Annotated in this window: 13 protein-coding genes; 7 read left to right on the top strand and 6 right to left on the bottom strand. The window is 46.4% G+C overall.

The genetic code is table 11. The annotated features are described in order from the left end of the window. The 3 genes from prmC to B0182_RS01605 are packed head-to-tail and all read left to right on the top strand — an operon-like array spanning window position 1 to window position 2,958. Window positions 1-837, top strand: coding sequence for a peptide chain release factor N(5)-glutamine methyltransferase (prmC, locus tag B0182_RS01615; RefSeq protein ID WP_078273268.1), 837 nt, complete (start codon window positions 1-3; stop codon window positions 835-837). After that, window positions 803-1,618, top strand: a complete 816-nt coding sequence (locus B0182_RS01610; protein ID WP_420029486.1) for a HesA/MoeB/ThiF family protein — start codon at window positions 803-805, stop codon at window positions 1,616-1,618. The genes prmC and B0182_RS01610 overlap by 35 nt, the downstream gene beginning before the upstream one ends. A gap of 26 nt (window positions 1,619-1,644) precedes the next feature. Then, window positions 1,645-2,958, top strand: a complete 1,314-nt coding sequence (locus B0182_RS01605; RefSeq protein WP_078273266.1) for an ABC1 kinase family protein — start codon at window positions 1,645-1,647, stop codon at window positions 2,956-2,958. Between the two features lie 125 nt (window positions 2,959-3,083). Here the strand turns inward: B0182_RS01605 and B0182_RS01600 are convergent, their stop codons facing one another. Next, on the bottom strand, window positions 3,084-4,649 hold the full coding sequence (locus tag B0182_RS01600; protein WP_078273265.1) for a carbon starvation CstA family protein: 1,566 nt from the start codon (window positions 4,647-4,649) through the stop codon (window positions 3,084-3,086). 317 nt (window positions 4,650-4,966) lie between these two features. On the opposite strand from B0182_RS01600, the gene B0182_RS01595 reads away from it, so the two are divergent. From B0182_RS01595 to B0182_RS01580, 4 genes are all read left to right on the top strand, one after another. Then, window positions 4,967-5,725: a coiled-coil domain-containing protein gene (locus B0182_RS01595; protein ID WP_078273264.1), complete on the top strand. Its 759-nt coding sequence runs from the start codon at window positions 4,967-4,969 to the stop codon at window positions 5,723-5,725. A 21-nt stretch (window positions 5,726-5,746) separates the two neighbouring features. After that, entirely contained in the window at window positions 5,747-6,061 is a 315-nt protein-coding gene (locus B0182_RS01590; protein WP_029102797.1) for an ATP-dependent Clp protease adaptor ClpS, read from the top strand. 101 nt (window positions 6,062-6,162) lie between these two features. Next, on the top strand, window positions 6,163-6,828 hold the full coding sequence (locus tag B0182_RS01585; protein WP_078273263.1) for a class I SAM-dependent methyltransferase: 666 nt from the start codon (window positions 6,163-6,165) through the stop codon (window positions 6,826-6,828). Then, entirely contained in the window at window positions 6,818-8,017 is a 1,200-nt protein-coding gene (locus tag B0182_RS01580) for a TIGR03862 family flavoprotein (protein ID WP_078273262.1), read from the top strand. The genes B0182_RS01585 and B0182_RS01580 overlap by 11 nt, the downstream gene beginning before the upstream one ends. 26 nt (window positions 8,018-8,043) lie before the next feature. Here the strand turns inward: B0182_RS01580 and B0182_RS01575 are convergent, their stop codons facing one another. From B0182_RS01575 to B0182_RS01555, 5 genes are all read right to left on the bottom strand, one after another. Beyond that, the gene (locus B0182_RS01575) at window positions 8,044-8,697 is read right to left on the bottom strand and encodes a lipase family alpha/beta hydrolase (protein WP_078273261.1); all 654 of its coding nucleotides are present in this window, start codon (window positions 8,695-8,697) and stop codon (window positions 8,044-8,046) included. Next, complete coding sequence (gene infA, locus B0182_RS01570) at window positions 8,687-8,908, bottom strand: translation initiation factor IF-1 (protein ID WP_029102801.1); 222 nt, start codon at window positions 8,906-8,908, stop codon at window positions 8,687-8,689. Before infA ends, B0182_RS01575 begins: the two co-directional genes overlap by 11 nt. 62 nt (window positions 8,909-8,970) lie before the next feature. Further along, window positions 8,971-9,777 (bottom strand): tRNA pseudouridine(38-40) synthase TruA, encoded by an 807-nt coding sequence (gene truA, locus B0182_RS01565; protein ID WP_410173929.1) that lies wholly within the window; start codon window positions 9,775-9,777, stop codon window positions 8,971-8,973. A 6-nt stretch (window positions 9,778-9,783) separates the two neighbouring features. Then, window positions 9,784-10,755 (bottom strand): asparaginase domain-containing protein, encoded by a 972-nt coding sequence (locus B0182_RS01560; protein ID WP_078273259.1) that lies wholly within the window; start codon window positions 10,753-10,755, stop codon window positions 9,784-9,786. 103 nt (window positions 10,756-10,858) lie between these two features. After that, complete coding sequence (locus tag B0182_RS01555; RefSeq protein WP_078273258.1) at window positions 10,859-12,817, bottom strand: FimV/HubP family polar landmark protein; 1,959 nt, start codon at window positions 12,815-12,817, stop codon at window positions 10,859-10,861. Window positions 12,818-12,828 lie beyond the last annotated feature (11 nt).

Below are 12,828 nucleotides of genomic sequence, written 5' to 3'. Positions count from 1 at the left end.
ATGCACACCATCAATGCCCTAAAAGCCCAATTTCGTAAGCTATCGCACGCACACCTGCCTTATCATTGGTTTGAGTTGTTGCTGTTATTTCTGCTAAATAAAGATAAAGCCTTTTTAATCACCCACGATGATTATCTGCTGACCGCTGATGAATATGGTAGACTGGAAGGTGGCATGACAAAACTATGCTCGGGCGTGCCACTTGCATATGTCATCGGCAGGCAGGGCTTTTTTGGGCATGAGTTTGCGGTCAATGAACACACGCTTATCCCACGCCCTGATACGGAGATGTTGGTGGAGGCGGTGCTTGATGTGGTGGCGGATAAGGGTTTGGGGCAGGCTCGGATATTAGATTTGGGGACAGGCTCGGGGTGTATTGCCCTAAGCATAGCAAAGGCGTTGCCGTCTAGTACGGTGCTGGCGGTGGATTATTCTCATCATGCCTTAGACGTTGCTCGGCGAAATGCACAAGATTTGCAAGTGGCAAATTGCCAATTTATCCAATCCAATTGGTATGAAAATATCCCCATGCAGAGCTTTGATGTTATCGTTTCCAATCCGCCCTATATCGCACGCACCGATGAGCATTTGGCACAGTTGGGGGCGGAGCCTATCACGGCATTGGTGGCAGACAATCACGGCTTATCCGATATTGAAAAAATCATTAAGGGCAGTGCAGTGTATCTCATGCCTAGTGGCGTATTAGCCTTAGAACATGGCTACGACCAAGGGGCAGGCGTGCGGATGCTTTTTGCCAAGGCAGGCTTTAAAGACGTTCGCACCGTCAAAGACTATGGCGGTAATGATAGAATCACGATGGGGGTTTGTGATGAGTGATAATGATAAAAAAATGACTACCAGTGAGCTTAGCGATAATGAACTCATGCGGTATGCCCGTCAGATTCTGCTAAATGACTGGGACATGGATGCACAGCTGCGCCTAAAAAGTAGCCGTGTGCTGATTGTGGGTGTGGGTGGTCTGGGCTGTCCTGTCTTGCAGATTCTGGCACGGGCAGGCGTGGGGAGTATGCATTTGATTGACTTTGATGTGGTAAGCTGTAGTAATTTGCAACGCCAAACACTGTTTAGAGAGTCGGACGTCGGTCAGCCCAAAGTGGTAGTGGCAAGCCGTGCATTGGCGATGCATAATGAGTTTATTGACATCACTCATCAAGACGTGGAGCTAAATGCAGATAACATCACAGCGATAATTGGGCGTAGTGGTGCTGATTTGGTGATTGATTGCACGGATAATTTTACCAGTCGTTATTTGATTAACCAAACCTGCCGAACGCTCGGTTTGCCCCTGTTGTCCAACTCTGCCATTGGTGAAGTGGGGCAGATTGCGTTGTTTGATAAGCAGACGGGCTGTTATGAATGTTTGTTTGGACAGGACAAAGATGATAACAGCAGTATTACCCAAAACTGTGCCACATCAGGGGTGTTATCTAGCACCGTGAGTATCATCGGCTCGATGTCGGCACAGATTGCCCTAGATTATCTCGGACGGGGGCATAACCCCATCGCTCACGAGCTGTTATTATGGCAGGGCAGAACCATGACTTTACAAAAAATGCGATTTGCCACCAATAAATACTGCCCACTGTGCCACGCTTAGCCGTACCATTCTTAGATGATAAAACCATGAAAACATCACCATTACAATTTGCCAAAAAATCCCTAAATACAGGGGCAAACGTCCTAGGTCGCCTACATAAAAGTGCCAGCGTGGCAGGGCTATCCGCCTTGCGTGTTGCCAAGGGCGAGCAGATGGATGCTTATCTATTAAAAGATGCCTTTATGCAGATGGGCGTGACTTATATCAAACTTGGGCAGTTCATCGCCAGCACACCATCACTGTTTCCCCGTGAGTATGTGCTTGCCTTTGCTGACTGTTTGGATGCCACACCGCCTGTGCCATTTGCCAAAATGCAAGAAGTACTGACTGAGGAGCTGACCGATGATGGGCGTGGGCTTGATGATATTTTTGCGTTCATCGACCCTGTGCCACTGGCGTCAGCGAGTATCGCACAGGTGCATAAGGCAACCCTAAAAGACGGACGGCAGGTCGCCCTAAAAATCCAAAAGCCCGATGTTGGGGCGATTATGCAGACTGACCTAGGTGTACTACATGGAGCGTTTTGGGCGATGGAGCGACTCTTGCCGATGATGAAAACCGCCAATCTTGCCCCCATTATTGATGAGATTCGCACTCGCATGACTGCTGAGACGGATTTTTTGGCGGAGGCTCGCCACATTGATAAATTTCGTGAATTTTTAGACAAAACAGGCAGTCAGCACATCACCGCTCCCAAAGTTCATCATGACCTATCGACCAAGCGTGTGTTGGTCATGGATTTGTTGGTTGGTAAGTCGCTCGTTGATGAGAGTTTGCTTAGCGACATCGCCCAAAGCAATCGCACCACACCCCAAAAAGTGATGGCGGATGTGTTAGATACGTGGTTTTTGTCGCTGATGATGACGGGCGAGTTCCATGCGGATTTGCACGCAGGCAATCTCATGTATCTAACCGATGGGCGGATTGCCTTTTTGGATTTTGGGCTGATGGGGCGGATTAAGCCGAGCAGTTTGCAGGCGTGTTTTTCATTGGTGCAGTCTCTGCAGCTTAACGACTATCACGGCATGGCACAGGCGATGGTCGATATTGGCATGACCTACAGCCATGATAAAATCAAAGTAGGACAACTGGCAGACGATCTAAAAGCGATGATGGATAAGGTGCATGGCTCGCCCCAAGAGACGGATAATCTGAACCTGCTCATGCTAGAACTTGTGGAGATTGGCAAGCGTTATGGCGTGCATTTTCCTAGGGATTTTGCGTTATTAACCAAGCAGTTATTGTACTTTGATAGATTCATGGTGACACTTGCCCCTGAGATGGAGCTGTTTGAAGGCGAGCGGTTAAAGGTGGTGATAGAAGAAAGGGTATCAAATTAAAGCGTACCTATCTTTTGTAACACAAATTGCATTTTAAATTTTTTAAAAAACCACGCTCTAGGACGTGGTTTCTTTTGCATGTTATAATTGCATTTTCACACTTTTATCGCCGTGGAAGTAATTTTTTATTCCACCACCACCGCATCAGGGTCGCCTGCCACGCTTTCACGTTTGACAAACATAAAGAATGCCCCTGTGGTTAGTGCTGTCAGCCCAATGCCAATCCATACCGACAGCGTATAATCAAGCCCAAAGCCGATTTTGTTGTACGCCAAAAACGTATAACATGCCGCACTCATAAAGATGGCAGGCAATGTGCAAACCCAGTGGAGCTTACGATAACGATACAGATAGCCTGCCGCTGTCCACAGCATGACCACCGCCACAGTTTGGTTTGCCCAGCTAAAATATCGCCATAGGATTTGAAAGTCCACTTTTGAGACGATAAAGCCAATGACAAATAGCGGAATGGCAATCCACAAACGCTTGACGAGCGTGCGTTGCTCCATGGTTATAAATTCAGCAATGATAAGCCGTGCCGCCCGAAACGCTGTATCACCCGAGGTGATGGGCAGGATGACCACGCCAAGCACCGCAAAGATACCGCCAATGGTGTCAAGATAGGCAATTGAGCTGTCATAGACCACCTTGGAGGGTGAACCGTCAGCAATGGCACCTTGTAGGCTAGCCAAGTCAGGATAGAACGACATGCCGACCGCACACCAAATCAGTGCAATAATCCCTTCGGTAATCATCGCTCCATAAAAGATAAAGCGACCTTCGGACTCATTCTCGGCACAGCGAGCCATGAGCGGGGTCTGCGTGGCGTGAAAGCCCGACAACGCACCACAGGTAATGGTCAAAAACAAGAGAGGCCAAATGGGCAAGTCGCCTTTGGGTTGTAAATTCATAAAGAAGCTCTCAACCGTCAAACCACCTATACTATTAAAGAAATAATCACCCTGTCCGCCAAATTCATTTTTAAGCAGACCATAAGTCATGCCAAGCGACATGAATAGCAATAATCCGCCAAAAAATGGATAAACCCGACCGATGATTTTGTCAATGGGCAGTAATGTGGCGATGATGTAATAAATAAAAATCAGGGCTGTCCACAACACCACGATGGTGTCTTTATCCATACCAAACACGGTATTTTTGACGCTCTCGGTGGCAATAGTAACGCTCTCGGTAATCGCCCCTGTGGCGTTACTGCCAAAAGTATCCATGGTGATGGAGCTAAGTAGGGCGGCAGGACTTGCGACAAAGACCACGCCAACAAGCACAAGCAGGACAACAGCAAGCAAGTTAATAAAATGCTTAACAGGTTGCCCCAGATATTTGCCCGTCAGATACGGCATGCTTGCCCCGCCATTTCGCACTGAGAGCATGCCACACATGTAGTCGTGTACCGCCCCTGCAAAGATACAACCAAACACAATCCATAGCATTGCCACAGGACCATACAACGCTCCCAAGATGGGGCCAAAAATTGGGCCTGTGCCTGCGATGTTAAGCAGTTGGATGAGCCAAATGCGTTTTTTGGACATGGGGATGTAGTCCACGCCGTCTGTCATGGTGTAGGCAGGGGTGTTTTTGTTGGGATTGATGACAAAGATTTTTTCAATCATCTTGCCATACACAAAATAGCCTGCCACCAACACAGCGACACAAAAGAAAAACCACAACATAAACAATCTCCTAGATTGCTTTATCAGAATAGTTTATTGCATAATAAATAAAGTTAATAAATAATGGTCTTTTAAAAAACTAACCAAAATTTACCATCGCTTACAATACCGCAAACCGATAAAAACGTCAATGCACATTTGTGGGTAGCTGATAACAATTTATGATTAATTTTATAAATAAATGATTTTTGTATTTTAAAGGGTAAATTGGTAAAAATTAGGGCGTAACGTTTGTTAATTTTTTGGTATAATAATGTATTTTTACGTGTAAATATACATGTCTCTTTATTGTTCACTTTGTGTGGTTTGATTTTGTCATGAATTCTTTAAATCGTAAGTTTCGCCAGCAAGGCATTTCTCATCAGCGTGGTTCGGCACAGCAGATTTTGGTGCTGTTTGTCATTGCTTTGGCGTTGGTGGCGATGGTCATGGCAGTTTTTGGCTATAAAATTGGACACAAGCAAGGACTAAGAAAAGGGGTGAGCTTGCAAACCGTTCAAGCCCAAGACGGCAGTGAAGACCCATTACAAGGCATGACGGTCAATGAAGCCAAGTTAAAACAACAGCTTGACTCAGCGGTTAAAGAGCGTGACATTAGCCTGTCAAACCTAGAAACATTGCGTGAACAAAATGAAGAGCTGACCACAAAAAACCTGCAACTGACTCAGGTCAATGAGCTGTTTAAGAAAAAACTTGCCAAAGATGGCGGTATTCCCCTTGAAATATTGGGCAGTGAGATTCTGGCGTTGCCTGATAACACCTATGAGTATCGTTTTGATGTGGCGATGATAGCGTCATCAGGCTCTACCATAAACATGGCACCCAAGATGACCCTGCTAAATGCCACCAGCATGGTGCAAATCCCCTTAAAACCTGCCATTTATGAGATTAAAGACGTGGAGCGGATTCGTGGGCGGTTTGTCATGCCCAAAGATTTTGTGCCTAAGCAAATCAAGCTAGAAATCAATGCAGGTGGTGAGCGTGTCGAACAGCTCTATAACTGGCAAGTGGGCGAAGTCGTTGCCCAAAGGGAAGATAAGGGCGTGAGTGAGCGTCCTGTCGGTGCAGGCGAATAACAGTAAAAGCAAAGGTGTGATATGAGCCAACATGAATCTGATATCGACAGCCAAAACGATGTGATAACTAAGCCAGAACAGGCAGAAGTACCATTGTTTCATGTGGTCATGCATAATGATAACTTTACCACGATGGACTTTGTGGTGTTTGTGCTTGTTGAAGTGTTTGCTCATGGTATGGATAAAGCTGTATCTTTAATGATGGACATTCATCAAACAGGGCAGGCGATTGTGGCGACCCTACCCAAAGAGATTGGTGAGATGAAAATCGCCATCGTGCAAGAGTATGCCGAAGAAGCTGAGTTTCCGCTGTTGGTTACTTTAAAGAGAGCATAACAGAATAAAATATATTCTTGTGTAAAATCAATATCTTATCTTTAAAACAGTATTGTATATAAAAACTGTCATTTTCTATTATTTTTAGACTCATCATTTTTATGCCATCCAATCCGTTATCTCATTATTTCCCCCGAATATTTCATTTAGCCAGTTTGCGTCCGCCTAGGGATTTTTATCCCATTGCTGATACACCCATTTGCCTTGAAATCGGAGCGGGCAAGGGCAAGCACGCCTTGTTATTTGCCCATCAAAACCCTGATAAACACCTATATGCCATAGAACGCACTGCCATAAAGTTTGGGGCGTTTGACAAACAGGCAGGTATAGCAAATCCGCCCAATCTGACCGCCATTCACGCTGACGCCATTGCGTGGACAGCTTTTGCGGTGTATCCCAAGCAGCTCCAAACCTGCTTTATCTTATACCCCAACCCCGAACCCAAAAACAAAAACCAGCGTTTTTTGAATATGCCATTCTTTGAGCTGTTACTGTCCAAGATGGCAGATGGCGGGCAGATTATTTTGGCAAGTAACATTAGCGACTATATCGACGAAGCTGAGCGACTGCTTACTGAGATATGGCAACTGCCTTATGTCAAAAGGCAGATAGAGCCGATGTCGGCACGCACGCATTTTGAGATTAAATATTTGGCACGGGGCGAGCGTTGCCAAGAACTTATCATTACCAAGCCTGGCGGTTATCGCACCCGTTTTGATGAGACATTGCCCCTACATTTATCATGGTCGCCAAGCGATGAAGCCTAAGGTTGCCATCATTGGGGCAGGGGCGAGTGGTCTTATGGTCGCAGAGCATTTGTCCGCTTATGATGTGGACATTTGTGTCTATGAGCAAATGCCAAGTGCAGGCCGCAAAATCCTATGGGCAGGCAAGACAGGGCTAAATGTCAGCCATGCCGAGTCGATGACGGCTTTTGTGGGGCGTTACACCCCGTCCGACTGGCTGACACCTTTTTTGCAAGTCTGTGATAATGCGTGGGTCGTAGATTGGCTCGCTGGGCTGGGCATTGAGACCTATGTCGGGTCAAGTGGGCGGATTTTTCCTGTGCAGATGAAAGCATCGGCATTTCTCAGGGCATGGTTACGTCGCTTGATGGCAAGGGGCGTGCAGATTTTTTATCGTCATGAGTGCTTGGGTATGGATGGTAATGCCGTGCGATTTGCCCATAATGGGGCGGAGTTTGAGCAGACGTTTGATGTCATTGTGCTGGCGTGTGGTGGCGGTTCGTATCGGCGATTGGGGGCGACAGGTGCATGGCAGGCATGGCTGTCCGATGATGAGCTAACTCCGTTGTATGCCAGTAATGTCGGGGTGGTGCGGTCGTGGTCGCCTTACATGGATAAGTTTTTTGGTAAACCGTTAAAAAGGGTAGGTCTGTGGACAGATGGTGAGCCTGTCTCCCAAGGCGACATCATCATTACTCATTATGGCATGGAGAGCGGACTGATTTATAAATACAACAAAGCCATGCGTGCGTGTCATGATAGAATAAGAGTGTATTTGGATTTATTGCCTGACAAATCGCCAGATGACATCGCCAAGATATTTGCCAAAAATAAAAAGCAGTCTTTGAATAACATTTTACGAAAAATCGGCTTGGATGACGTGAAAATTGCCCTAATTCGTGAATGTACCCATAGGGCAGACTGGGCAAATCACGAACGCATGACAAGTTTTGTTAAATGCTTGCCGATGATGTTTGATGGTTTTCGCCCGATGGATGAAGCCATTAGTACAGGTGGCGGTGTCAAGCGGTCGGCATTAACTGATGAATTACAACTAAAATCTAATCCTGCTGTCTTTGTCTGTGGTGAGATGTTGGATTTTGATGCCCCGACGGGTGGTTATCTTTTGACGGCATGTTTTGCCACAGGGCAGGCGGTGGGACGTGGCGTGGCTCAGCTTTTAAAATTGCAACCGATAAAGGCAAGCTAAAAAGCCAAAAGCACACCCCAGATAGGCTAAGCCCGTCTAAATTTACCGTATTCCAAAAAATGTACCACTTGGTTGGCAACAGCAGAGCTGGTTAGCATGCCTGTATGAGTGACAGGTAAAATCAGGCTGTCGGTGGCAGATGGTAGTTCGGTCTCATGGACAAATACCGTGCCGTCATGGGCATGTCGGGTGCGGTAGTGGCGGTTGTGATAATTCAAAAACAGCAGACCCAAGCCTTGGGACTTATCCCCTGCAATCACACCAAATTCCACGTCATTAGGAACGCTCGGGCAAGTGCCGTCCAACGCTCCGATATAGGACTGTCCGACTAGGGGTGACAGCGTGCGTTTAACATAAGTGGCACAAACACTGCCTTGATGGGGCGTGCCAAGGGAGACACAGCGATGAACTTGCCATGCGGGATAGTCGTGTAAAAACTGCCGAATCACCAATCCGCCCAAGCTATGAGCCACGAGATTGATGGGTTTGTCGGGACCATGATGAGTGAGCAGGTAGTCATTTAGGCGTTTGGCGTGTGCCGAGACGTCTTGGCGTAGACTGTGATAGGTGGGTGTATGCACGATAAAACCCGCTCGCCGAATGTATCTGGCAAGCGGATAAACAATCAAACTGGTTTGGTGCAAACCATGCAAGACGAGCGTGGTAGGTTTATTTGCCACGATAAGTAATGCGACCTTTAGATAAATCGTAAGGGGTCATCTCAACCTTGACTTTATCGCCTGTCAGAATGCGGATATAGTGTTTACGCATCTTGCCTGAGATATGAGCGATGATTTCGTGTCCGTTGTCAAGGCGGACTTTAAATAGGGTGTTTGGTAGCGTGTCGATGACTTCGCCTTCAAACTCGATGATGTCGTCTTTTTTTGCCATAAGTCAGATAAGTTAAAAATGAAAGCAGTATTATAGTAGAAATTACATAAAATAGCAATGGATTACTCTAATAAACCAAGCCACAACGGGGTCAAAGGCTGTTTTGGCAGTAGTTGTTGGAATTTGTCAGGATAATAAGCATTGATAAAATACAGCCCGTCCGCATCTGCCGTGGGTGGTAGTAGTGAGCGGTCTTTGGCATCGATGAGTGCAGGCAAAGCGTCAATGTGGAGCCTGCCTGTGCCAATGGCAAACAGCATGCCCATGATATTACGCACCATATGGTGCAAAAAGCCGTCTGCTTGAATGTCTAACACAAGATACGCCCCATGTTTAAATAGGCGGATGTGATGAACGTCTCGGACGGGCTTGTTAGATTGGCACATGGATGAGCGAAAACTGCTAAAATCATGCGTGCCAAGCAGAAGTTGGCTGGCTTGCACCATAACATCGACATCAAGGGGTTCATAAAAATGAGTGACTTGATGGCGTAAGATGGCAGGGCGATAGGGTTGGTTTAGGGTGACATAACGATAACGGCGAGCGACGGCACCAAAGCGTGCATGAAAGTCATCAGGCATAGGCATAACCCACGTTAAGGCGATATCGTCGGGCAGTAGGGTGTTTACGCCACGAAGCCACTGGTGGGGCGTGCGATGAGCGGTGGTGGCAAAATGAGCCACCATATTACCTGCATGCACCCCTGCATCAGTGCGACCTGCGGCGATGACTTCCACAGGTTCGTTGGCGACTTTGGAGATGGCGTATTCAAGGCGGGCTTGAATGCTGTCCACTTCTTGCTGACGTTGCCAACCTTTATAATGCGTGCCAATGAACTCAATGCCAATGGCGTGGATTGTCATGCTCATCACCAATCACCAGTTATCAGAACATAAAGCGTTATTTATCGCCAGCCATAAAAGTCGCCCGTAGATGGCAGGAATGCTCAATTTACCCCCTAACCACACATGATGAGCATATTGCCAAGACCCTGCGGCATAAGTGGTGCTCACCCCATGAAAAGGACACATGGTGGTGCATACCACAGGGATGTTTTGCTTATGTAGTCGGTCAAGCTCGGCGATAATGGCATCACTTTTGGGTAAGTTGCCCGCCCCATAGGTGATAAGGATGACAGCGGTGGTGTTGTCATTGATGTTGGCTAGCTCTTGGGCGATGTGGTTTGTGTCATTGGGCAGTAAAAAAATGCTTTTGATGTTGGCGGTATTGGCGTGATGTTTGATGATGTCAAAAGACTCGGGGCGGATTGTGGGTAATGTCAGGCTTGGATGACTAACGTGTGTGCCATAAAAGGCATTGGGATTGAGACTGTCTATTTTTTGAGTGTTGTCCGCCCAAAAGGTTTGGTGGCAAAACTGCACAAACACACCTTGACGGGTTTGGCTGACATTGATGGCATCTGATAGATTGTGCCAAGCATCGCTGGTATCATCTATGTGATAAGTAGGATTATCTGCCACAAGTAGTGGATTCATGCTTCCTGTAATAACCAAGGATAAGTCGCGATTGGTAAAGGCGTGAAATAAAAAACTTGCCAAAAAACTTAGGGTGTCCGTACCTGTAATCAGTATAAATCGTCTGGCACCTTGCTGATGGGCGGTACCGATGAGTTCATAAAAATGGGCAAAGTCAGTCGGAGTTAAGGTGCTACTGTCTTTGATGCAGTCATTATCCAAAATGACTTGCCTGCTGCCTAATCGGCTGTTTAATAAATTTTGTAAAACAGGTAAAAACTCATGGGCGGGTAAGGGCGATAAAGGCGTGCCATGACTGCCAAAAGTACCGCCAGCATAAATGAGATGGATGTCGTCTGATTGATAGAGCATGATAAGCTAAGTGTAAAATGATTGGGCGAATCATAACATGGTTTTTACAAAAAAGCAAAAAGGCACATCGTAAGACATGCCTTATATGTTGGTAGCTACGACATTATACTAATTGGGTTAATAACTCACGTGCGTTTTGTTGCTGAGTGGTATTACCTGTTTGTATTACTTCATCAAGCAGACGTTTGGCACTGTCGTACTCGCCAAGGTCAAGATATTGTTTGGCAAGATTTAAAGTGATGCCGGTATTGTCCAGTTCATCAACAAAACCAAGCTCTGATGGAATGCCTGCTGTTTGCGTTGGTACGGCTGTGACGGGTGTAACAGAAGTAACTGGCTCAGAAACAGAAGCAGGAGTTGGCTCTGGCGTGATTGTGGCAGGTGTTTCGGTAAAATCAAAACCGTCAATATCAAGACTGTCATTTGGTATGTCAGTGACAGGCGTGGTGTCAAACGCCAAATCGGTAGTGTCAAATGCCAAGCCATCATCTTGTACAGATTCGCTCACTGCTGGCGTGGACTCTACCCCCAAATCCAAATCGCCAAACCCTAAATCATTATCAGCACTGCTAGTAGGGGTAACAGTTGGTGTAACCACAGGTGCTGATGTAGTCTCATTAAACCCTAAGTCAAAATCAGCAAATTCATCACTGGGGTCAATGGTTGGTGTCAGAGCTGGCTTGGTGGCAGGTTCGGCAGTAAGTTCAGTATCAAAATCAGCAGTTGAGGTAGTGTATACCGAAGGAGCTGATGGGGTTTCGGTGCTAAATGTCAAATCAAAGTCGCCAAACTTACTCAGTTCGGTTTCTGGCTTGATTTCTGCTTGTGGTATATTAACAGGCTTTGGTGTGGCGATTGATACATCAGTATCAAAGTCAAAGCCATCAAGAGCTAAGTCATCACTTGGCGCTGTATCAGGTGTAGCAGGAGTTGGGGTGGGTTCGGGAGTGGCTTCAAAATTAAAGTCTAGGTCACTGCCCAAGTCATTGCCCAGATCTCCTAAGGTATCTTCGATGGCAGGTTCATTAACTTTATTTGATGAAATCGTACCAAAATCTAAGTTATCTAAGTTGGGTTGTTCGCTGACAGCAGGGGTAGGCTCTGGCGTTTCAAATTCAAAATCAAAACCATCTAGTGCATCATTGGCTTGATTGTCTACCGCTGTTGGAGCGGGGGCAGGGTCAAGACTAAATTGTACATCTAAATTACTCTCTAAGCTGCCATCTAGGCTCATCAAATCATCTGATGTGGTGTCAAAGTCAAGCGTAGGCTCATTGCTAAGTGCAGGTGCTACCACCTCTTTTGCTGGTTCATCAAAGGAGAAATCATCAAAATCTAATGTCGGCTCAGCAGTAGGCTGTGGTGGCTGAACAGGAGTGTCAAAGTCTAAATCAAAGTCACTACCACTCAGCGTAGGCTCAGCAGTAGGTGCTGGTGTATTTAAGGTTTCTAAGTCAAAGTCAAGTGATGGGTCAGTGTTGGTAGTGACACTTGGTGTGGGCTTGGATGCTGGTGTTTCAAAGTCAAAATCTAAGCCATTATCAAAAGCATCAGATGTCTGATTTTGCGTAGGAACTGCCACAGCAGCAACCACGGCGGCTGTTTGAGCGGGAGTGGGCTGTGGTGCGGGTGTTTGTCCTGCGCCACTGTTTATCTCATCTTCTAATAGCGATTTGCAAAAATCAGCTTCACGAATGGTCTCGCCATCGGCAATCTCATGGATTTTTTGGTGTAGCTGGTTAAAGGCAGCAAATTGTTTGGTGACACCATAAGTTTGTAGCAGTTTTAGCATCGCACCGTTATGACGGGGATTGGTCATTAGCACCCGTTTTAACTCGGCAATCGCTTCATTGTAGTTCTGATTGCGGATATGAGCCTCAGCGGTGGCAAGATCATTGCCAGTTGCTGTCGGTGTGGGTGCTACTGGGGTTTGCTGAGTAGGGATATGAGCCTGTGGACTGGCAGGCAGTTCTGTTTTTTGAGCTTGTAGTTTTTTTAATACAAAAAACGCCACAATACTAATTACAACAACAGCACCAATGGCGATAATAATGGTTTCCATGATAACTCCGA

Origin of the sequence: Moraxella bovis, assembly GCF_002014975.1 — a bacterium.
GTDB classification, from domain to species: domain Bacteria; phylum Pseudomonadota; class Gammaproteobacteria; order Pseudomonadales; family Moraxellaceae; genus Moraxella; species Moraxella bovis.
The sequence above is the reverse complement of the archived record's forward strand: the minus strand, read 5'-3'. Positions and strand labels throughout refer to the sequence as shown.